Below are 19169 nucleotides of genomic sequence, written 5' to 3'. Positions count from 1 at the left end.
AGTACGCCGCGGCCTCTCGCTTCAACAACGACCGTCTCTGGGATAGTGGATCGCCCGGTCTTCGCCGGGCGATGACAGCGTCTGTGTGGTGCGACCTACGCCGCCACCACTGCCGGGATCGGCAGCGCGGTGACCGACTTGATCTTCTCCATCGCGAAGCGCGAGGTGACGTTCTTCAGCGGCACGGCGCTGATCAGCTTCTTGTAGAACACGTCATAGGCCTGCATGTCCGCGACCACGACGCGCAGCATGTAATCGACGTCGCCGGCCATGCGGTAGAACTCCATCACCTCGGGCATGGCGCTGACGGCTTCGGCGAACCGCTTCAACCACGCGTCGGAATGGTCGGAGCTTTCGACCGACACGAACACGGAGATGCCGAGCCCGATCTTGTTCTGATCGACGAGGGCGACCCGCTTCAGGATGACCCCGTCGGCTTCCAGCCGCTGGATTCGCTTCCAGCAGGGGGTCGAGGACAGGCCAACGCGGTCGCCGATCTCGGCGACGGAGAGGGACGCATCTTCCTGGAGGACCATCAGAATCTTGCGGTCGATGGCATCGAGGCGGCGGCTGGTCTCGGGGATCTGGACGGCGACATCAGTCATTTGAAGAACTTTGTTCCATTTCAGGGGCAGATTCCCGTGATATAGAGAAAATCCTTCCACGGCAAGCCTATAATCTGCGCGTGGCAGTGGAATTGCTCCAGGGGTGCTCACGTAAAAACTCTTCAACTTCAAGGCGTTGTGGGGCGGCGAGGCCGCCGCCATGGCGGGTGCATTTCAGCGCTGCGGCGGCCGCGGCGAATCGCAGCGCTTCCCGCACTCCCTTACCCTCGGCGAGGCAAAGCGCGAATGCGCCATGGAAGACGTCGCCGGCGCCCAGCGTATCGACGGCCTGGACCGGGAAGGCCGGAGTCTCCTCAAGGGCGCCCGCCTCGTCCAGCCAGATCGTGCCATGCGGGCCGCGGGTGGCGGCGAGGAAGGCCGGCGTCAGGGCGGAGAGGCGCTTCAACGCCTCGCCGTCGCCGGTGATGCCGGCCGTCTCCTGCACCTGTTCGCTGGCGAACAGCAGGTGCGATGCGGCGGCGAGCAGCTCGTCCTGCAACGACATCGCGCGGTCGACGCCAACGATGATGGGAATGCCGCGCCGCTGTGCCTCGGTGCAGAGATCGATGCTGAAGGTGCCGCAGCGACTCTCGATCAGCACCGCCCGGCAATCGCCCAGCAGCTCGTCAGCGTCGGGCAGCTTCACGCGCCACAGGCCGGGATCGCGATAGATCGTGAGCGTGCGCTCTCCCGAGGGCTCGATCATGATCGCGGAGACCGGCGTCGCCAGGCCCGGCATGCGCACGATGTGCGTGGTGTCGATCCCCTCCTGCGCCATCTGCGCGAGAATGAAGTCGCTCGACGTCTCCCGCGCATCGCCCATGGGACCTGCAAAGGCGACGCGGCCGCCAAGTCGTGCCATCGCGATGGCGGCGTTGAGGGCATTGCCGCCGCAGATCTCCGCGAGATGCGTGGCGTTCGCCTTGCTGCCGCGCGCCGGCACGGCCTCGACGCGAAAGGTGAGATCGCGCACGGGAATGCCGATGCAGACGACGCGCGGCGCGCTCCCGGATAGCGACATCGCCGGTCAGCTCTTGTCGTGTACCCAGCGGCCGAGCAAATGATGGGCGATGGCGAAGGGATGCGGACCGGCGAGCCCGTCCGGATGCGTCCGCGTCAGCATCTTCGCCGCCTCCTCGCGCGTGAACCAGCGCGCGTCCTCCAGCTCCATGCGGTCGACCACGACGTCCTCGTTCAGCGCCCGCGCGCTGCAGCCGATCATCAGCGACGACGGATACGGCCAGGGCTGCGTCATGTAATACTGCACGTCGGTGCAGCGAATGCCGGACTCTTCCAGGATCTCGCGACGTACCGCGTCCTCGATCGTCTCGGCGGCCTCGACGAAGCCGGCGAGGCAGGAATACATGCCGGGCGGAAAATGCTTCTGGCGGCCGAGCAGGCATTTGTCGCCGGAGGCGACCAGCATGATCACGACCGGGTCGGTGCGCGGAAAATGCTCGGCCTTGCAGGCCGGGCAGTCGCGTTTCCAGCCGCCTTCCTTCATCGCGGTACGCGTGCCGCAATTGGCACAATAGCCGTGGCGCTGATGCCAGCTCACCATCGATTTCGCCATCGCGATCGCCGACAGCTCCTGCGGCGGAAGCGCGCCTTGCATCGCCATGCCGCGCAGCTCGGTCACGGTGTAGTCCTCGCGGCCGATCAGCTTCTCGGCGGCGGCCTGCGACAGGCCCATGCCGAACACGGCCGCGGCGTCGCGCAGGCCCAAAAAGATCGTGCCGGGATTGGCGCCGCATTTCAGCGCCTCGTCGATCGAGAGCAGTGCGCGCACCTTGTCGCCCTCGCGCTTCACCAGCAGCGAGTCGCGATAGACCACATAGGCGCGCGAGGATGGCTTCTGTTCCAGCGCGAACAGCTTCTCGTCATCGCGGCGCAGATGCGCGGCGCGGTCGAGAATGTTGGTGACGAAGGCCGGCTGCCCCAGCGGAAACGCGTCGAATGCTGACATTTCTTGTTCTTTCAACCCAACCAGATCTTGCGGCGAAGCGCGCTGATGAAATTCTGAACCTCGGCGGCGTCGTGGGCCAGCGGCGGCATCACGCCCCATACCGGTCGCGGCCAGGCCGCGTCACTGGTCCGCCGCGCGATGATGTGGACGTGCAGCTGTGGCACGAGATTGCCGAGCGCGGCGATGTTGAGCTTGTCGCATTTGGTGATCTCCTTCAGCGCGCGCGAGACGCGGGAGATCTCCGTCATCAGCTGCGCCTGCTGCACCTCGTCGAGATCGATGATCTCGACCGCGTCGGCGCGCCGCGGCACCAGCAGCAGCCATGGATAATGCGCGTCCTTGATGACCAGCACCTTCGACAGCGGCAGATCGCCGATGTCGATGGTGTCCTCTTTCAGGCGGGAGTGCAGCGACCAGGCGGGTTCGGGCATATGCGTTTCCGGATGGCCCGATGGGATCGGGCTTATCGGGTCCGACCATACGATAGCGATTCCGATAGGGGAAGGATCCGGGCTCCGCTCTAGCCGCATACTCGGTCGTCGCCCCGGACAAGCGCGCCTCAGGCGCGCGCAGATCCGGAGCCCATAACCACAGGGAGTGGTTGTTATGCGCGCTGCCAGCTCCGAGCCTTCGCCAAATTCGATTCTGTGGCTATGGGTTCCGGGTCTGCGCTGGCGCTTGCCCGGGACGATGGCGGAGATTGTAGCGCGAGCGGCGAACTACACCTCCGCCAGCACCCGCGCATTGGCGCGAATCGAGGCTTCGCTGACGCGGATGCCGAGACCCGGTCCATCCGGCACCACGACATGGCCGTTGCGATTCGCGACGCGCTCCTCCAGCACGTCGTCGGTCAGCACGTGATGCGGCATGTAGAATTCGCAGCCGAGCGAGATGCCCGGCGTTGCCGCAATCAGCTGCGTGCCGGCGGCGAGCCCAATGCCGCCCTCCCACAGCGTGCCGCCATAGCCGGGCAGGCCCGCGATGTCGGCGATCGCCATGATCGCCTGGGCCTCGAACAGGCCGCCGGCCTTCATCAGCTTGATCGAGACCGCGTCGGCCGCCTCGCGGCGCACCACCTCCATCATGTCGCGGCGGTCGAAGCAGCTCTCGTCGGCGAGCACGGGCGTCTCCAGTGCCGCGGTGAGCTGCGCCATCACGTCGAGAAATTTGCGCGGCACCGGCTGCTCGATGAAGGTCGGCGCGAACTCCTCGACATCGCGCAGGGTCTTGATGGCGCCGAACGGCGCCAACGCCTGATTGTAGTCGACGCGCAGATCGACCTTGTCGCCGAACTCCTTCCGGATCGCTTCGAGATGCGCGAGATCCTCGCGATGCGGCTTCACGCCGGTCTTGACCTTGTAGATGACATTGCCGTCCGGAACCATCTTTCGCATGCGCTCGAGGTCGGCGACGAAATCCGGATCAGCGATCGAGAAGGAGAGGGGAATGGTGTCACGCACGCGGCCGCCGAGGAGATCGGCAACGGAGAGTCCCGACGACTTGCCGACGATGTCGAGCAGCGCCATCTCGATGCCGACTTTTGCTTCGGCATGTCCGACCAGTGCGCGGTCGAGCTCCGCCATCAGCGCGCGGATCCGGCGCACCGGCTTGCCGAGCACGATGGGGCGTAGATAGATATCGAGCGCGGAGAACGCAGCTTCCGGCGTTCCCGTGAACACCTCCCACGGCGCCGCCTCGCCCCAGCCAACCACGCCGTCGCTCGACGTCAGCTCGATCAAGACGCGCTTCACCGTGCCCTTGACGTTGCCGACGCCCTGCAGGCGCGCCATCTTGATCGGGCTCTCGATCAGGAACAGCCTGAGACGTTCGATGCTCGCTTCGGTCATGTCAGGCCTCCATTGACGTGCCAGACCTGGCCGGTGACGTAGGATGCTTTCGGGGATGCCAGGAAGGCGATGATCTCGGCGACCTCCTCTGGCCGCCCGCGCCGGCGCATCGGGATCAGCGCCTCGGTCGCCGCGATCTGCTCGGGCGACAGCCGGCTCTCGCTCGGCTTGTCCTTGACGATGAGGCCCGGCGCCACCGCATTGACGGTGATGCCGTCGCTAGCGAGCTCGACCGCGGTCAGCCGCACCAGCGCTTCCAGCGCGGAGCGGCTCGCGGCGGTCGCGGCAAAGGGCGCGAATTCGGGGCGGATCGCGTGCGCAACGAAGGAAGACACGGCGACGATCCGCGCATCGCGCCCAGCACGGAGTTGCGGAATCGCAAGCTTCACGAAACGCGTGAAGGCGAGAGCGGATTCGTCCATCGCCTGCATGAACTGATCGGCCGGCGTGCCGATCGCGCTGCCGCGGCGGGCGTGGCCTCCAATCAGGATCAATCCGTCGAGCCGGCCGAAATCGAGATGCGCAGTCGCGCATGCCCGCGTCAGGGCGACTTCATTGGCGAGATCACCGAGGCATGTTGCAACGGCCGCACCGCAGGCTTGCGCCGCCGCCGCGGTAGCCTTGAGTCCGTCCTCGTTCGATCGCGTGTGCAGCACGAGCCCGATGCCGGGCGCTGCGAGCAGCTTTGCGGTGGCGCGGCCGATGCCGCTGGCAGCGCCGGTGACGAGATAGACGCGTTCAATATCGGACATCACGATGCTGCATTTGCCGGCGGCAAGGCGCCGGTGCGGTGGAAATGGCCGAGGAAGGCGCGTGTCGCGGCCTCCTGCGGATTGTCGATCACCTGCCGCGCCGGGCCTTCCTCGATCACGATTCCGTCGCGCATGAAGATCAGGCGGTCAGCGACCTCGCGGGCAAACGCGATCTCGTGGGTCACGATGACCATCGTCATGCCCTCGGACGCCAGTCGCTGCATCACGCTCAAGACCTCGCCGACCAATTCAGGGTCGAGCGCCGAGGTGGCCTCGTCGAACAGCATCACGTCAGGCTCCATCGCGAGCGCGCGCGCGATCGCAACGCGCTGCTTCTGGCCGCCGGAGAGTGTCGCCGGATATTGGTCGGCCTTCTCGGCCAGGCCCACCTTTGCAAGCTGTGCACGCGCGAGCGTCTCCGCGTCCGCCCTGGCCATGCGTCGCACAGTGACCGGTCCCTCCATCACGTTCTGCAGCGTCGTCATGTGCGGGAACAGGTTGAAGTGCTGGAACACCATGCCGGTGGTCGCGCGGAACTTTGCGAGCGTCTTCACATCGGGGAGTTTTGTGCCATCACCGAATGAAAATCGGGTGTCGCCGACGCGGACGCTGCCGCCGTCGGGCACGACCAGGAGATTGATGCAGCGGAGCAGTGTCGACTTGCCGGAGCCCGACGGCCCGATCAGCGCGACGACACCGCCCTTGGCGACATCGAGATTGATGTTCTTGAGAACCTCGTTGCTGCCGAAGCTCTTGCGCAAGGACCGGATCTCGATTTTCGGCGTCTCGCTCATTCGCTCACCGCCAGTCGCTTCTCGCCGCGCCGGACGATGATGGTCAGCGGAATCAGGATCGCCGCATAGGCGACCGCAACCGCAGTGTAGGTTTCCAGCGGCCGGTAGCTGTCATGCGCCGCGACCTGGCTCTGATAGACGAGGTCGGGCACCGCCAGCACCGACACCAGCGAAGTGTTCTTGAACTGAATGATCGACTGGTTCATCAGCGCGGGGATCATGCGCTTGATCGCCTGCGGCAGCACGATGCGCCGCATGGTCTGGCTCGGCGTCATGCCGAGCGCGGCGCCTGCCTCCGACTGGCCGCGGTCGATCGAGACGATGCCGCCGCGAATGATCTCGGAATAGAACGAGCCGCCATACAGCGACAGCGCCAGCGCCGAGGCCGTGATCGGCGTCATCTCGACGCCGGCGAGGATCGGCAGCGCGTAATAGAACCATATCAGCTGTACCAGGATCGGCGTGCAGCGGAACGCCTCGATGAAGGCGAGCGCGGCAAGGCGCAGCACCCGAAGGCGCGACAGGCTGCCGAATGCGCCGAGCAGGCCGAATAGCAGCCCGCAAACGACGATGACCACGGTAAAGCCGACGGTGACGCCGAGCCCGTTGAGAAAGAGCCAGCGATAGCTCCAGAGGATGCCGAAGTCCCACTGATACATGCGTGCTTTCTTGCTTCACCTCTCCCGCTTGCGGGAGAGGTCGTGCCGCATCGCAGATGCGGCACGGGTGAGGGTTCTTTCCTCTGGGGGAGTCTTGCCAGCTGAGCCACCCTCTCCCCAACCCTCTCCCGCAAGCGACGTAGGCGGGAGAGGGGGCGCAGCGAGATTACCGATGCAGCGGCGCCCAATCATGCGCTACAGCGACACGCCCGGCGGAATGTCCGCCTCCGTCACACCCACCAGCTCCATGTTGGTGATGATCGCGTTGCGGATGAAGCCGAGGCCCTTGTTGAAGTCGATCCAGGTGTTGACGTAGTCGCGCCAGGTCTTGTCAGTCTCGCGGCGGAAGCCGGCATTCGACGTCGTCGCGAAGATCGGCGTCGGCAGCACGAGCTGGCCGAGCGAGGGGTTCTTCTTCAGCACGGTGAGCGACAGCATGGTGATCAGGCACTGCGCGTCGACGCGGCCGGTCTGCAGCGCGGCGGTGGCATCGTCCGCGGTTTTCAGCCGCGTGATCTGCGCCTTCGGCGTCAGGCGGCTGACGACCTGGTCGTGCGAGGAGCCCTGGTCGACCGCGATCCTGATGTCGGGCGAGTTCAATTCGGCCCAGCTCTTCGGCTTGAAGTCTTTCTTGCAGAGGATGGCGAAGGCGTTGTTGAACACCGGCACCGAGAAGTCGACCACGAGCGCGCGTTTCGGGGTCGGGTTGAGGCCGAAGAAGATGTCAATCTTGTTGGCCTGCAGGTCGAGCACCGAATTGCCCCAGGTGGTCTCGGTGATCTCGAGCTCGGCCTCCATATCGTCGGCGAGGCCCTTGGCGATATCGATGTAAAAGCCCTTCCACTGGCCGGACGCGAGGTCCTTCATGTAATACGGCGCGCCGCCGCCGACCGCGCCGATCCGCATCTTCTTGGTCCGGCGGATGCGGGCGAAGGTCGATTCGTTCGGATCAGCGGTCTGGGCCACGGCCGGCGCAGCCAGCGCGGCGGCGGTCACCGCACCAAGCCCGACAATCGATGCAACATCACGACGTGTAACCATTGGGATCAATCGCTCTTCTGGTTGGATGGAGTTCCGGCAGCGTTCTTAGCAAGGTGGTCCCGGCGGCGAAAGCACAGCCTATCAGCTGGGCAGGCCGGGAATTGCCCGGAGGCTGGGCAAACTCACGCCGTTCGACCCGATACCCGCTTGCTTTCCGATCCCTTTGGCCCCAAATAGGGACCGGGAGATTGGCGGTGGACGAGCCACTCGCCAACCGGGTCAGGTCCGGAAGGAAGCAGCCCTAACGAGGTCCGGATCGGGTCGCTCGTCAGTCTCCTACCTTTTTCCGAGCGAATTGCGCCGGCGGGTCCCCTGCCAGCGCGCTCCTTTCCGCAAAAGCCGGCCGAGAGAGATTTCATTGCGGATCGACCGATGACCGACGCTGGCGCCCCTCCCAATCCTGATAGCGCCGGCCCGGCTGGCAACGCGCCCTACCGGGTGCTGGCGCGCAAATACCGCCCTTCTTCATTCGACGACCTGATCGGCCAGGAGGCCGTGGTCCGCACCGTCTCCAATGCGTTCGAGACCGGCCGCATCCCGCAGGCCTGGATTCTCACCGGCGTCCGCGGCGTCGGCAAGACCACCACCGCGCGCATCCTCGCCCGCGCGCTCAACTACGAGATGTCGGATGGTTCGGTGCAGGGGCCGACCATCCACATGCCGACGTTGGGTGTGCATTGCCAGGCGATCATGGAAAGCCGGCACATGGACGTGCTGGAGATGGACGCCGCCTCGCACACCGGCGTCGACGACGTCCGCCAGATCAATGACAGCGTGCGCTATGCCCCCGCCAGCGCCCGCTACAAGGTCTACATCATCGACGAAGTCCACATGCTGTCGACGGCAGCGTTCAACGCCTTCCTGAAGACGCTGGAGGAGCCGCCGGAGCACGCCAAGTTCGTGTTCGCGACCACCGAGATCCGCAAGGTTCCGGTCACGGTGCTGTCGCGCTGCCAGCGCTTCGACCTGCGCCGCGTCGAGGCCGACGTGCTGATGAAGCACCTTGCCAACATTGCGGCCAGGGAGAGCGTCGAGATCGAGCCCGAGGCGCTCGGCATCATCGCGCGCGCCGCCGAAGGCTCGGTGCGCGATTCGCTATCGCTGCTGGATCAGGCGATCGCCCATGCGGCTGGCGCCGTGAAGGCCGATGCGGTCAGGCAGATGCTGGGCCTCGCCGACCGCACCCGTGTCATCGACCTGTTCGATTCGCTGGTGCGCGGCGACATCGCGGCCGCGTTCAGGGAGTTCCGTGACCAGTACGATGTCGGCGCCGACCCGATCGTCGTGCTCTCCGACCTCGCCGAATTCGTCAATTTCGTCACCCGTGTGAAGATCGTGCCGGCGACGGCCGACAATGTCGCCTATGGCGAGACCGAGCGGGTTCGCGCGCGGGACTTCGCATCCAAGGTTTCCATGCGCGTGCTGTCGCGGATGTGGCAGATGCTGCTCAAGGGCATCGCCGAGGTCCAGGCCGCAACGCGCCCCGCTGCGGCGGCGGAAATGGTTCTGGTGCGCATCGCCTATGTGGCCGACCTGCCGACGCCCGACGAAGCGATCAGGATGCTGGAGCAGAACGGCGGCGGCTCTCAGGTCGTGAGCGGCGGCAGTGCGGCGCGCAGCGCGCCTTCCGCGCCGGTTGCGTCCGCGGCCCCCGTGCGCATGCCGACATCCTCGCCGTCCTCGTTCGGCGGCGGCGCTGCCCGGCCGCAGATGGCGGCGCCGGCGCCGGATCCGCAAGGTGCAGCGCCGCAGCTGCGCATCACCAGCTTCACCCAGCTCGTCGCGCTGGCGGGCCAGAAGCGCGACCTCCTCACCAAGGGCGCACTCGAGGGCGACATGCGCCTCGTCCGTTTCGAGGAGGGGCGGCTGGAAGTCGCGCTCGAGCCCAACGCCTCCAAGACCATGATCTCGGAGCTCGCGAAAAAATTCGAGCTTTGGACCGGCCGGCGCTGGACCGTGATCGTTTCCAACGAGCAGGGCCAGCCGACGCTGCGCTCGGTGAACCAGGCCGCGAAGCAGGAGCATGCCCGTACCGCGGAAGCCGATCCGCGTGTGCAGGAGGTGCTGTCGCGTTTCCCCGGCGCCAAGGTCGTCGAGGTCCGGAGGCTTGCCCCCGAGACGCCGGAATCCAATATTAACGCGGACTATGGCAGTGACGATCCGCTCGTCGGTTCCGACGGCGACGATCTCTGAGCCAATCTTTCAAGGACAGGCACCGATGGCTGATTTTCTCGGCATGATGAAGCAGGCGGCGCAGCTGCAATCCAAGATGCAGGAGATGCAGGACCAGCTCGCCAACGTCGAGGTCGAGGGCATCTCCGGCGGTGGCCTCGTCGCCGTGCGCATGACCGCCAAGATGGACGTGAAGGGCATCAAGATCGATCCCTCGCTGATGAAGGCGGAGGAACGCGAGGTGCTGGAAGACCTGCTCGTCACCGCCTTTGGTGATGCGCGCCGCAAGGCGGAGGCCGCCATGCAGGAGAAGATGCAGGCCCTCACCGGCGGGCTCGGCCTGCCGCCGGGGCTGTTCGGCCAGTAAGATGGGCGCCGTTGCAGGTCCTGAGATCGAGCGGCTGGTCCAGCTGCTCGCACGGCTGCCGGGCCTTGGTCCGCGCTCGGCCCGGCGCGCGGCGCTGCACCTGATCAAGAAGCGCGAAGCGCTGATGATGCCGTTGTCCTCGGCCCTTCAGGTCGCGCTCGACAAGGTCGAGGTGTGCAAGACCTGCGGCAACATCGACACGCAAAACCCCTGCACCGTCTGCACCGATCCGAAGCGCGATCCCTCCATCATCGTCGTCGTCGCCGACGTCGCCGACCTCTGGGCCCTGGAGCGGGCCAATGCGACCCAGGGACGCTATCATGTACTCGGCGCGACATTGTCGCCGCTCGACGGCGTCGGCCCGCAGGATCTCAGCATCGACGCGCTGGTGGCGCGCGCGCATGACCCGCAGGTGCACGAGATCATCCTGGCGCTGAATGCGACGGTGGACGGCCAGACCACGGCGCATTACATCACCGACCTGCTTCAGGACGCCAATGTGAAGGTGACGCGGCTTGCCCATGGCGTGCCTGTCGGTGGCGAGCTTGATTATCTCGATGAAGGTACGCTATCGGCTGCGATGCGGCAGCGTACCCTGTTCTAAAGCGTTTTCGAGCGAAGTGGATACCGGTTCGCGTGAAGAAAACGCGTCAAAACAAGAATCTCCATCCAGACTTTACGGAACGGACGACATGACGAAACTTTTCGCCACACGCTTGGCTTTGGTCGCGATGATGACGATGCTGGTGAGCCCGGCCATCTCCGCGCAGCAGGGCGACGAGGCGCCGCCGCCGTCCAAGCCCGGCAAGCCGATCAACACCGGCGACGTGCTCTCCGGCGAGCTCAACGCGATGAAGGTGCGCGACGCCAAGAACGGCAAGCGCGTTGCGACCTACCAGATCACCTCCGAGCCGCGCCGCCTGCCGCCGCCGAACGGGCTCTGCAATCTCGAGACCGGACCCGAAACCTTCCAGCTCGTCACCTCCAGCGACGCGCAGGCCGCGCAGTTGAAGTCGTTCGTCGGCAAGGAGATCTCGGTCAAGGTCGACGAGATCGCCTGCGCCAGCGATGCCGGCCAGATGAGCGAGGCCGTGATCACGAAGTGGAGCCTGATCAAGAAGCAGTAGGGGGCGGGCGACGCATACCGCTCTCTCCGCCGTCATTGTGAGGAGCCCTTGCGACGAAGCAAATCCAGACTGCTTCCGACCGCGGCAGTCTGGATTGCTTCGCTTCGCTCGCAAGACGGCGGGTAGAGCGTCAAACCCGCACCGGCCCCAGCGCCTCGAAATGCCCGCGCTTCTGCAGGTACGCCAGCAGGATCAGGCTCGGGATCGCCACCAGCACGCAGATCACGAAGAACAGCGCCCAGCCCGTGGTATCGGCCACGAAGCCGGCGCCGGATGACAGATAGGTCCGTCCCACCGCCGCGAGCGCGGTGAGCAGCGCATATTGCGTCGCCGTGTGCAGCGGGTTCTGGCACAGCGCCGAAAGATAGGCGACGAAGATCACGGTGCCGATCGCGCTGGTGAAGTTCTCGGCGCAGATGGCGAGCGCCAGCGCCCATTGATTGGTGCCGACCACGGCGAGCCAGGAGAAGGACAAATTGGCGAGCGCCTGCACCACGCCGCCGATCCAGAGCGAGGTCGCCAGGGAGTAGCGGCGCGCGACGAAGCCGCCGGCAAAGCCGCCGATCAGCGTCGCAGCGAGCCCGACGCCCTTTACGATCGCCGCATAGTCGTTGCGCGAGAAGCCGAGGTCGATCACGAACGGCGCCGTCATCGTGCCCGAGAAGGCGTCGGTGAACTTGAACAGCACCACGAAGGCGAGCGCAGCGAGCGCATCCTTGCGCGAGAGGAATTCCGAGAAGGCGCCGATCGCCGCGTGCAGCACGCGCGCGAACGCAGTCTCGGCCTTGGTCGCGGCTTCGGCGCGCACCGATTGCTCGGGCTCGGTCGCGATCAGCGCCGTGATCGTCCCGATCAGCACCATTGCCGCCATCACCACATAGCCCCACATCCACGCCGAGGTGCGGGTGATGCCGGTGCCCTCGAAGCCGGAGACGATGAACAGCGCGCCCGCGGTCGACACCAGCATGCCGATGCGGTAGGCAGCGACGTATGATGCCATGCCGGCGGCCTGCTCGCTCTCGGGCAGGCTCTCGACGCGGAAGGCATCGACCACGATGTCCTGCGTCGACGATGTCGTCGCCACCAGCAGCGCGCCGAGCGCGACGTAGAACGGCGACCGTGCCGGATCGGTGATCGCCAGCAGCAGGATCGCGACGATCAGCAGCAACTGCGAGAATACAAGCCAGCCGCGCCGCCGCCCGAAGACGCGGGTGAACAATGGCACATGCATCGCGTCCACCAGCGGCGCCCACAGGAATTTCAGCGTATAGGGCGTGCCGACCAGCGCGAACAGCCCGATGGTCTTGAGATCGACCCCGGCCTCCCGCATCCACACCAGCAGCGTCGAGCCTGACAATGCCAGCGGCAGCCCCGAGGAGAAGCCGAGGAACAGCACGATCAGCACCCGCGGCTGCAGGTAAACGGCAAGGCTGTCGCGCCAGGAGATGGCGGGTGCGGAAGTCGCGGCAGGGGAAGTCGCGTCGGGTGCGGTCATGGGGTGGTGTTAGCAGATTCTGGGGACGGGTGTCGTTCCTGTCGCCACAAAGGAGCTGTCGTCGCCCTCTCGGTGTCATCGTCCGCGAAGGCAAACGATCCAGTAATCACCAGCGTCTCGGTTCAATCACAGCCGCCGCGGCGTACTGGATGCCCCGCCTTCGCGGGGCATGACAGTGTGCCCTAATCTCACTCCCCCGCCTGGAGCTTCCGCGGAAACAGTTCCGGCGCAGCCGTCGCGACCAGCCGCGGGCCCTCCGCCGCCGCATCGCTCTTGCTGAAATCGAGCTCCTCGATTCTCCCCGCGCGCTTTTCGATCTTGTCGGCGGAGATCAGCACCTGGCGGACGTCCTCGTTCACATCGGCAAAATGTTTTTGCAGCTTCAGCACGCGGTCGCGCAGGCGGCCCAGGTCGTCGCCGAGCTTGATTACCTCGGTGCGGATCTGGTCGGCGGCGTCGCGCATGCGCGCATCCTTCATGATCTGCTGCATCACCTGGATCGCGAGCATCAAGAGCGAGGGCGACACCAGCACGATTCGGGCGCGATAGGCCTTCTGGATCACGTCGTCGAAGCCGTCATGGATCTCGGCATAGACCGATTCCGACGGCACGAACATCAGCGCCATCTCCTGGGTCTCGCCGGTGACGAGATATTTTTCGGCGATATCGCTGACATGCTTCATCACGTCGGCGCGCAACCGTTGCGTAGCAACGCGCCGCTCTTCGTCGGTGCGGGCGTCGTGCAGCGCCGTCATCGCCTCCAGCGGAAACTTCGCGTCGATGCAGAGCGGGCGCTGGTCGGGCAGGAACACGACGCAGTCCGGGCGCTTGCCGGTCGAGAGCGTGAACTGGAACTCGTAGGAGCCCTTGGGGAGACCGTCCTGGACGATCGCCTCCATCCGCGCCTGGCCGAAGGCGCCGCGCGACTGCTTGTTGGCGAGCACGTCGCGCAGGGTGGTCACCTGGGTGGTGAGGTCGGTGAGGTTCTTATGCGCGCTGTCGATGATGCCGAGCCGCTCATGCAGCGCGCGCAGGCTCTCCATGGTGTTGCGGGTCGAATGTTCCATGGATTGGCCGACGCGGTGGGTGACCGAATCCAGCCGCTCGTTGACCGCGCGCGCCATCTCGGCCTGCCGGCCGGCCAGCGCCTGGGTCATGGCGTCGACCCGGCCCGAGGCTTCGCTCTGGGCGCGCAGCACCTCGCTGAGGCGCTCCTCGAGCTCGTCGGCCCGGATCGCGTGCGCCATCGCGAGTTCCGCGCCGCGCCGCCCCGAGCGCGCGATCACCACCGCAATCACAACCAGCAGGATGAGGACCAGGGCGCCGAAGCCGATCAGCGCATCGACGGTGCGCACGGGCCAGTCGCCGAGCATGACAATGATCTCGTTCATGCCAGCCCTTCTAGCCGATTCGCGGTCGGGCACGAACGAAGAGGGAACGTCGGCGGTTAACAACTCCCTACCTTTTATGGTCAACGAAACCTGAAGCTTTTGGTCAGCGGAGGGTTAACGGGGTTCCTGGCCGCATTGACCGCACCCGGCGCGCAGCTTAAATCGCCGCCATGGCCCTACGAGAAATCATCATCCTGCCCGACAAGCAGCTGCGCCTGGTCTCCAAGCCGATCGAGAAGGTCACGGCCGAGATCCGCAAGCTTGCCGACGACATGTTCGAGACCATGTACGACGCGCCCGGCATTGGCCTCGCTGCGATCCAGGTCGCGCAGCCTTTGCGTCTGATCACCATGGACCTCGCCAAGCGCGACGAGAGCGGCGAGACCAAGCACGAGCCGCGCGTCTTCATCAATCCCGAGATCCTCGCTTCCTCCGCGGAACTCTCCACTTACGAGGAGGGCTGCCTGTCGATCCCCGAATATTACGAGGAGGTCGAGCGCCCCGCGAAGGTGCGCGTGCGCTTCACCGATCTCGACGGCAAGGTGCATGAGGAGGACGCCGAAGGCCTCTACGCAACCTGCATCCAGCACGAGATCGACCATCTCAACGGCGTGCTGTTCGTCGACTATCTGTCGAAGCTGAAGCGCGACCGCGTCATGAAGAAGTTCGAGAAAGCCGCCAAACGCGCGGCGGAATAGGCCTCTCTCACGTCGTCATGGCCGGGCTTGACCCTGCCATCCACGCCTTGCTTGCTTTGTCGCCGAGACCGTGGATGCCCGGGACAAGCCCGGACATGACGGAGAACCAGAGCTCTCACCGAACGCAGCCACATGCCCCTCCGCCTCATCTTCATGGGCACGCCCGACTTCTCCGTGCCGACGCTGCTCGAACTCGTCGCGCATGGCCATGAGATCGCGGCGGTCTACACCCGCGCGCCGAAGCCGGGCGGGCGGCGCGGCCTGCAATTGCAGCCGACGCCGGTCGAGGAAGCTGCACGAAAGCTCGGCGTTCCCGTGCTGACGCCGAAAACGCTGAAGACGCCGGAGGCGCTGGAAGAGTTCCGCGCCTTCGATGCCGACGCGGCCGTCGTCGTCGCCTACGGCATGATCCTGCCGCAGGCGATCCTCGATGCGCCCGAGCTCGGTTGCTACAATCTGCATGCTTCGCTGCTGCCGCGCTGGCGCGGCGCCGCGCCCATCAACCGTGCGATCATGGCGGGTGATGCCGAGAGCGGTGTGATGGTGATGAAGATGGATGTCGGCCTCGACACCGGCGACGTCGCCATGGCCGAGCGCATCGCAATCACCGACAGTATGACCGCGCAGGACCTGCACGATCGCCTGTCCCGGTTGGGAGCCGACCTGATGGTGCGCGCGATGGCCGCGCTCGACCGCGGCGGCCTCCAGCTCAAGAAGCAGAGCAAGGACGGCGTCACCTATGCCGCCAAGATCGACAAGGCCGAGGCCCGGATCGATTGGACCAAGCCGGCGCGCGCGGTGCTTCGGCACATCCATGGCCTCTCGCCGTTCCCCGGCGCCTGGGCCGAGCTCGAGAATGCGCGCGTTAAAATCCTGCGCTGCGAATTGGCAAAGGGCTCCGGCGTCCCTGGCGAGGTGCTCGACGATCTCCTCACCGTCGCCTGCGGCGACGGCGCCATCCGCATCATCGAGCTGCAGCGCGAGGGCAAGGCGCGCATGCAGGCCGCGGAGTTCCTGCGCGGCGTGCCGGTCAAGCCGCCGATGCGGTTTTCTTGATGCCCCGCTACAAGCTCACCATCGAATATGACGGCGCGCCGTTCTTCGGCTGGCAGGTGCAGGAGACGCTGCCCTCGGTGCAGGGCGCGCTGCAGGCGGCCGTGAAGGCGATGACCGGCGCGGATTTGCGGGTGCATGGTGCCGGCCGCACCGATGCCGGCGTGCATGCCCGTGGCCAGGTCGCGCATGTCGACGTCGACAAGCAGTTTCCGCCGGGCCGTTTTCGCGACGGCCTCAATGCGCATCTGCGCCCGCATCCGATTGCGGTGCTCGAGGCCGAGATCGTGCCTGATACGTTCGAGGCGCGTTTTTCGGCCGTCAAGCGCCACTATCGCTACCGCATCATCAACACCCGCGCCAATCTCGCGCTCGACGTCGGCCACGCCTGGCGCGTGCCGCGCAAGCTCGATGCCGACGCGATGCATGCGGCGGCACAGCGCCTGCTCGGCAAGCACGATTTCACCACGTTCCGCGACACCGAGTGCCAGGCCAAATCGCCGGAGAAGACGCTCGACCAGCTCGACGTGATCCGCGACGGCCGCGAGATCACGGTCATCACCTCGGCGCGCTCGTTCCTGCACAGCCAGGTGCGCTCGATGGTGGGCTCGCTGGTCTGGGTCGGCGAAGGCCGCTGGACCGCCGACGATCTCTCCGCCGCACTCGCAGCCCGCAACCGCGCCGCCTGCGGCATCGTCGCCCCGCCCGAGGGGCTGTATCTGATGAAGGTGGACTATTAGGCGAGCGGCGCACAGGGCACGCTCTTGCCAAACCCTCGGTGTCATGCCCCGGCTTGACCGGGGCATCCAGTACGCCGCGGCCTCTCGGCTCAATCGCTGCCGTCTCTGGAATACTGGATCGCCCGGTCAAGCCGGGCGATGACGGCGGAATGTTCGGCGATATCGTGCCTCAAGCAAAATACCTCGCCAAAATCCCGCGATACACCTTCGTCAGCTTTTCCAGATCCGCCACCGGCACGCGCTCGTCGACCTGATGCATGGTCTGCCCGACCAGGCCGAACTCGATCACCGGGCAATAGCTGGAGATGAAGCGCGCATCCGACGTGCCGCCCGAGGTCGACAGCTCGGGCTTGCGACCGGTGACCTCCTCGATCGCGGACACCGCAAGATCGGTGAACGGCCCCGGCTTGGTCACGAACACATTGGAGTTCGAGGGCTCCCAGACGATGCGGGCCTTGATGCGGTTGCCGCAGGCTTTGGCGAGACGCGTCTCGACCAATTCGCGCAAGGACGCCTGGGTGTGGTTGTCGTTGTAGCGGATGTTGAATTTCGCGCGGGCCTCGCCCGGGATGACGTTGAAGGCCTTGTTGCCGACATCGACGGAGACGAATTCCAGATTGGAGGCCTGGAATTGCGCGCTGCCGTGGTCGAGCGGCTCGTCGGAGATCGCAACGATCAGCCGTGAGATATCCGGCACCGGATTGGAGGCGCGGTGCGGATAGGCGACATGGCCCTGCACGCCGTCGACGTAAAGTGTGCCCGATTGCGAGCCGCGCCGGCCGACCTTGATGGTGTCGCCGAGCGTCTCGACATTGGAGGGCTCGCCGAGCACGCAATGATCGAATTTTTCGCCGCGCTCGGCGACCCATTTGAGCAGCTTGATGGTGCCGTTGATGGAGACGTCTTCCTCATCGCCCGTGATCAGGAACGAGATCGAACCCTTGCCGTCGCTGCGCGGCTTGCCGCCATTGGCGGCGAGATGCTCCAGCGCTGCAGCGACCGAGCAGGCAATACCGCCCTTCATGTCGACCGCGCCGCGGCCGTGCAGGACGCCGTCCTTCACCTCGCCCGAGAACGCGCCGACACTCCAGGCGCTCTCGTCGCCCGGCGGCACCACGTCGGTGTGGCCGGCAAAGGTGATGTGCGGTCCTTCCGTGCCGATCCGCGCATAGAGATTGTCGACGTCGGCGGTGCCTTCCTCGCTGAAGGTCACGCGGTGGCAGGTGAAGCCGGCGGCGCCGAGGGCTTTTTCGAGCACCCCCAGCGCACCGGCATCGGCCGGTGTCACCGAGGGGCAGCGGATGAGGTCACGGGCAATGGAGAGAGCATCGGTCATGCGCCCCGCTTAACATGCATGCCGCCGGGTGGGCTAGCGCTGGGCGGGACAATTTCGATCTCGCGGCTCTGGTCCCAGCCCTCCGATCAATCCCGCAGCAGCTCGTTGATGCTCGTCTTCGACCGCGTCCGCTCGTCGACGCGCTTGACGATCACGGCGCAGGCGGTGCTCGGGCCGATCTGACCGTTCTTCATCGGCTTGCCGGGCAGCGCGCCGGGCACCACCACCGAATATTCGGGCACTTCGCCCATGAAGACCTCGCCGGTCTCGCGATCGACGATCTTGGTCGAGGCGCCCAGGAACACGCCCATCGCCAGCACCGCGCCCTTGCGCACGATCACGCCTTCGGCGACTTCGGAGCGCGCGCCGATGAAGCAGTCGTCCTCGATGATGACAGGTTCGGCCTGCAGCGGCTCGAGCACGCCGCCGATGCCGGCGCCGCCGGAGATGTGGACGCGCTTGCCGATCTGCGCGCAGGAGCCGACGGTGGCCCAGGTGTCGACCATCGTGCTCTCATCGACATAAGCGCCGAGATTGACGAAGGACGGCATCAAGACGACGTTCTTGGCGATGAAGGCCGAGCGGCGCACCACTGCCCCCGGCACCGCGCGAAATCCGGCATCGCGAAAACGGTTCTCGCCCCAGCCCTCGAACTTCGAGGGCACCTTGTCCCACCAGGTCGCCTTGCCCGGGCCGCCGGGAATGACGCCCATGTCGTTGAGGCGGAACGACAGCAGCACGGCCTTCTTCAGCCACTGATTGACCTTCCACTTGCCGTCAGCGCCGCGCTCGGCAACGCGCGCCTCGCCCTTGTCCAGGGTCTCCAGCGCCTGGTCCACGGCCTCGCGCACCTCGCCCTTGGTCGTGGTCGAGATGCCGTCACGCGCCTCGAAGGCGCTGTTGATGGTGGATTCGAGGGCTGCAAGGGACATCGGGATTTCCTCTGGGGACGCGGGAATTTTGACGAGATTGGAGCGCTTTTTCGGGATTTGGAAGGGTGGAGTCAAGCATACTCTCCCGTCATCCCGCACAAGCGCGCCCTCAGGCGCGCGCAGTAACCACAGGGAGCGCTTTTGGCGAAGACTCGGAAGTTGCGACCTCGCGCTGCGACCAAATCCCGTAGTCA

20 protein-coding genes, 1 other RNA gene and 1 pseudogene are annotated in these 19169 nt (G+C 65.7%); 8 read left to right on the top strand and 14 right to left on the bottom strand.

Translation table 11 applies throughout. From position 1 onward, the window contains the following. Positions 1-95: 95 nt before the first annotated feature. The 9 genes from P6U27_RS35625 to P6U27_RS35585 all read right to left on the bottom strand — a co-directional run bounded on the left by P6U27_RS35625 (position 96) and on the right by P6U27_RS35585 (position 7664). Complete coding sequence (locus P6U27_RS35625) at positions 96-605, bottom strand: Lrp/AsnC family transcriptional regulator (protein ID WP_122406025.1); 510 nt, start codon at positions 603-605, stop codon at positions 96-98. 67 nt (positions 606-672) lie between these two features. After that, complete coding sequence (locus tag P6U27_RS35620; protein WP_122406024.1) at positions 673-1626, bottom strand: sugar kinase; 954 nt, start codon at positions 1624-1626, stop codon at positions 673-675. A gap of 6 nt (positions 1627-1632) precedes the next feature. Beyond that, positions 1633-2571, bottom strand: coding sequence for an NAD(+) diphosphatase (gene nudC, locus P6U27_RS35615; RefSeq protein WP_129146176.1), 939 nt, complete (start codon positions 2569-2571; stop codon positions 1633-1635). A gap of 11 nt (positions 2572-2582) precedes the next feature. Next, complete coding sequence (locus tag P6U27_RS35610) at positions 2583-3002, bottom strand: HIT domain-containing protein (RefSeq protein WP_162500491.1); 420 nt, start codon at positions 3000-3002, stop codon at positions 2583-2585. Positions 3003-3290: 288 nt separating this feature from the next. Beyond that, positions 3291-4418, bottom strand: a complete 1128-nt coding sequence (locus P6U27_RS35605; RefSeq protein WP_122406021.1) for a muconate cycloisomerase family protein — start codon at positions 4416-4418, stop codon at positions 3291-3293. Continuing rightward, positions 4415-5170, bottom strand: coding sequence for an SDR family NAD(P)-dependent oxidoreductase (locus tag P6U27_RS35600; RefSeq protein ID WP_129146175.1), 756 nt, complete (start codon positions 5168-5170; stop codon positions 4415-4417). The genes P6U27_RS35605 and P6U27_RS35600 overlap by 4 nt, the downstream gene beginning before the upstream one ends. Beyond that, positions 5170-5964 (bottom strand): amino acid ABC transporter ATP-binding protein, encoded by a 795-nt coding sequence (locus tag P6U27_RS35595; RefSeq protein WP_129146174.1) that lies wholly within the window; start codon positions 5962-5964, stop codon positions 5170-5172. Before P6U27_RS35595 ends, P6U27_RS35600 begins: the two co-directional genes overlap by 1 nt. After that, entirely contained in the window at positions 5961-6623 is a 663-nt protein-coding gene (locus P6U27_RS35590) for an amino acid ABC transporter permease (protein ID WP_122406018.1), read from the bottom strand. The genes P6U27_RS35595 and P6U27_RS35590 overlap by 4 nt, the downstream gene beginning before the upstream one ends. A gap of 195 nt (positions 6624-6818) precedes the next feature. Beyond that, the gene (locus P6U27_RS35585) at positions 6819-7664 is read right to left on the bottom strand and encodes a transporter substrate-binding domain-containing protein (RefSeq protein ID WP_129146173.1); all 846 of its coding nucleotides are present in this window, start codon (positions 7662-7664) and stop codon (positions 6819-6821) included. Positions 7665-7847: 183 nt separating this feature from the next. Here P6U27_RS35585 and ffs point away from each other — a divergent pair. From ffs to P6U27_RS35560, 5 genes are all read left to right on the top strand, one after another. Continuing rightward, positions 7848-7944: signal recognition particle sRNA small type (ffs, locus tag P6U27_RS35580), an RNA gene on the top strand. 92 nt (positions 7945-8036) lie between these two features. Beyond that, the gene (locus tag P6U27_RS35575) at positions 8037-9857 is read left to right on the top strand and encodes a DNA polymerase III subunit gamma/tau (protein ID WP_407193472.1); all 1821 of its coding nucleotides are present in this window, start codon (positions 8037-8039) and stop codon (positions 9855-9857) included. 25 nt (positions 9858-9882) lie between these two features. Beyond that, on the top strand, positions 9883-10203 hold the full coding sequence (locus P6U27_RS35570) for a YbaB/EbfC family nucleoid-associated protein (protein WP_122406015.1): 321 nt from the start codon (positions 9883-9885) through the stop codon (positions 10201-10203). Position 10204: 1 nt separating this feature from the next. Next, positions 10205-10807, top strand: coding sequence for a recombination mediator RecR (gene recR / locus P6U27_RS35565; protein WP_129146171.1), 603 nt, complete (start codon positions 10205-10207; stop codon positions 10805-10807). Positions 10808-10895: 88 nt separating this feature from the next. Then, positions 10896-11330 (top strand): hypothetical protein, encoded by a 435-nt coding sequence (locus tag P6U27_RS35560; RefSeq protein ID WP_122406013.1) that lies wholly within the window; start codon positions 10896-10898, stop codon positions 11328-11330. A gap of 130 nt (positions 11331-11460) precedes the next feature. On the opposite strand, the gene P6U27_RS35555 is transcribed toward P6U27_RS35560, so the two are convergent. After that, positions 11461-12825, bottom strand: coding sequence for an AmpG family muropeptide MFS transporter (locus P6U27_RS35555; RefSeq protein WP_129144546.1), 1365 nt, complete (start codon positions 12823-12825; stop codon positions 11461-11463). Positions 12826-13013: 188 nt separating this feature from the next. Then, a complete protein-coding gene (locus P6U27_RS35550) occupies positions 13014-14216 on the bottom strand; it encodes a DNA recombination protein RmuC (RefSeq protein ID WP_122406010.1) in 1203 nt (400 codons plus the stop codon). Between the two features lie 170 nt (positions 14217-14386). Between P6U27_RS35550 and def the strand changes: the two genes are divergently transcribed. The 3 genes from def (at position 14387) to truA (ending at position 16707) form a co-directional block, all read left to right on the top strand. Further along, the gene (gene def / locus P6U27_RS35545) at positions 14387-14914 is read left to right on the top strand and encodes a peptide deformylase (RefSeq protein ID WP_122406009.1); all 528 of its coding nucleotides are present in this window, start codon (positions 14387-14389) and stop codon (positions 14912-14914) included. 132 nt (positions 14915-15046) lie between these two features. Continuing rightward, complete coding sequence (fmt, locus tag P6U27_RS35540) at positions 15047-15970, top strand: methionyl-tRNA formyltransferase (RefSeq protein ID WP_129144548.1); 924 nt, start codon at positions 15047-15049, stop codon at positions 15968-15970. Next, the gene (truA, locus tag P6U27_RS35535) at positions 15970-16707 is read left to right on the top strand and encodes a tRNA pseudouridine(38-40) synthase TruA (RefSeq protein ID WP_122406007.1); all 738 of its coding nucleotides are present in this window, start codon (positions 15970-15972) and stop codon (positions 16705-16707) included. The genes fmt and truA overlap by 1 nt, the downstream gene beginning before the upstream one ends. 169 nt (positions 16708-16876) lie before the next feature. Here truA and dapE read toward each other — a convergent pair whose 3' ends face one another. From dapE to dapD, 3 genes and pseudogenes are all read right to left on the bottom strand, one after another. Further along, entirely contained in the window at positions 16877-18043 is a 1167-nt protein-coding gene (dapE, locus tag P6U27_RS35530; RefSeq protein ID WP_129144549.1) for a succinyl-diaminopimelate desuccinylase, read from the bottom strand. Continuing rightward, a pseudogene (locus P6U27_RS35525) lies at positions 18040-18129 on the bottom strand (DUF805 domain-containing protein); the annotation flags it as partial. The pseudogene P6U27_RS35525 and the gene dapE, both read right to left, overlap by 4 nt. Continuing rightward, entirely contained in the window at positions 18130-18975 is an 846-nt protein-coding gene (gene dapD / locus P6U27_RS35520) for a 2,3,4,5-tetrahydropyridine-2,6-dicarboxylate N-succinyltransferase (RefSeq protein WP_129144550.1), read from the bottom strand. Positions 18976-19169 lie beyond the last annotated feature (194 nt).

The sequence above is a fragment of the Bradyrhizobium sp. STM 3566 genome (assembly GCF_045571445.1).
GTDB classification, from domain to species: domain Bacteria; phylum Pseudomonadota; class Alphaproteobacteria; order Rhizobiales; family Xanthobacteraceae; genus Bradyrhizobium; species Bradyrhizobium vignae.
The sequence above is the reverse complement of the archived record's forward strand: the minus strand, read 5'-3'. Positions and strand labels throughout refer to the sequence as shown.

What these genes read in the sequence shown, in the direction of transcription:
- P6U27_RS35625 (WP_122406025.1), bottom strand. Translation starts at nt 605, where the DNA reads ATGACTGATGTCGCCGTCCAGATCCCCGAGACCAGCCGCCGCCTCGAT.
- P6U27_RS35620 (WP_122406024.1), bottom strand. Translation starts at nt 1,626, where the DNA reads ATGTCGCTATCCGGGAGCGCGCCGCGCGTCGTCTGCATCGGCATTCCC.
- nudC (WP_129146176.1), bottom strand. Translation starts at nt 2,571, where the DNA reads ATGTCAGCATTCGACGCGTTTCCGCTGGGGCAGCCGGCCTTCGTCACC.
- P6U27_RS35610 (WP_162500491.1), bottom strand. Translation starts at nt 3,002, where the DNA reads ATGCCCGAACCCGCCTGGTCGCTGCACTCCCGCCTGAAAGAGGACACC.
- P6U27_RS35605 (WP_122406021.1), bottom strand. Translation starts at nt 4,418, where the DNA reads ATGACCGAAGCGAGCATCGAACGTCTCAGGCTGTTCCTGATCGAGAGC.
- P6U27_RS35600 (WP_129146175.1), bottom strand. Translation starts at nt 5,170, where the DNA reads ATGTCCGATATTGAACGCGTCTATCTCGTCACCGGCGCTGCCAGCGGC.
- P6U27_RS35595 (WP_129146174.1), bottom strand. Translation starts at nt 5,964, where the DNA reads ATGAGCGAGACGCCGAAAATCGAGATCCGGTCCTTGCGCAAGAGCTTC.
- P6U27_RS35590 (WP_122406018.1), bottom strand. Translation starts at nt 6,623, where the DNA reads ATGTATCAGTGGGACTTCGGCATCCTCTGGAGCTATCGCTGGCTCTTT.
- P6U27_RS35585 (WP_129146173.1), bottom strand. Translation starts at nt 7,664, where the DNA reads ATGGTTACACGTCGTGATGTTGCATCGATTGTCGGGCTTGGTGCGGTG.
- P6U27_RS35575 (WP_407193472.1), top strand. Translation starts at nt 8,037, where the DNA reads ATGACCGACGCTGGCGCCCCTCCCAATCCTGATAGCGCCGGCCCGGCT.
- P6U27_RS35570 (WP_122406015.1), top strand. Translation starts at nt 9,883, where the DNA reads ATGGCTGATTTTCTCGGCATGATGAAGCAGGCGGCGCAGCTGCAATCC.
- recR (WP_129146171.1), top strand. Translation starts at nt 10,205, where the DNA reads ATGGGCGCCGTTGCAGGTCCTGAGATCGAGCGGCTGGTCCAGCTGCTC.
- P6U27_RS35560 (WP_122406013.1), top strand. Translation starts at nt 10,896, where the DNA reads ATGACGAAACTTTTCGCCACACGCTTGGCTTTGGTCGCGATGATGACG.
- P6U27_RS35555 (WP_129144546.1), bottom strand. Translation starts at nt 12,825, where the DNA reads ATGACCGCACCCGACGCGACTTCCCCTGCCGCGACTTCCGCACCCGCC.
- P6U27_RS35550 (WP_122406010.1), bottom strand. Translation starts at nt 14,216, where the DNA reads ATGAACGAGATCATTGTCATGCTCGGCGACTGGCCCGTGCGCACCGTC.
- def (WP_122406009.1), top strand. Translation starts at nt 14,387, where the DNA reads ATGGCCCTACGAGAAATCATCATCCTGCCCGACAAGCAGCTGCGCCTG.
- fmt (WP_129144548.1), top strand. Translation starts at nt 15,047, where the DNA reads ATGCCCCTCCGCCTCATCTTCATGGGCACGCCCGACTTCTCCGTGCCG.
- truA (WP_122406007.1), top strand. Translation starts at nt 15,970, where the DNA reads ATGCCCCGCTACAAGCTCACCATCGAATATGACGGCGCGCCGTTCTTC.
- dapE (WP_129144549.1), bottom strand. Translation starts at nt 18,043, where the DNA reads ATGACCGATGCTCTCTCCATTGCCCGTGACCTCATCCGCTGCCCCTCG.
- dapD (WP_129144550.1), bottom strand. Translation starts at nt 18,975, where the DNA reads ATGTCCCTTGCAGCCCTCGAATCCACCATCAACAGCGCCTTCGAGGCG.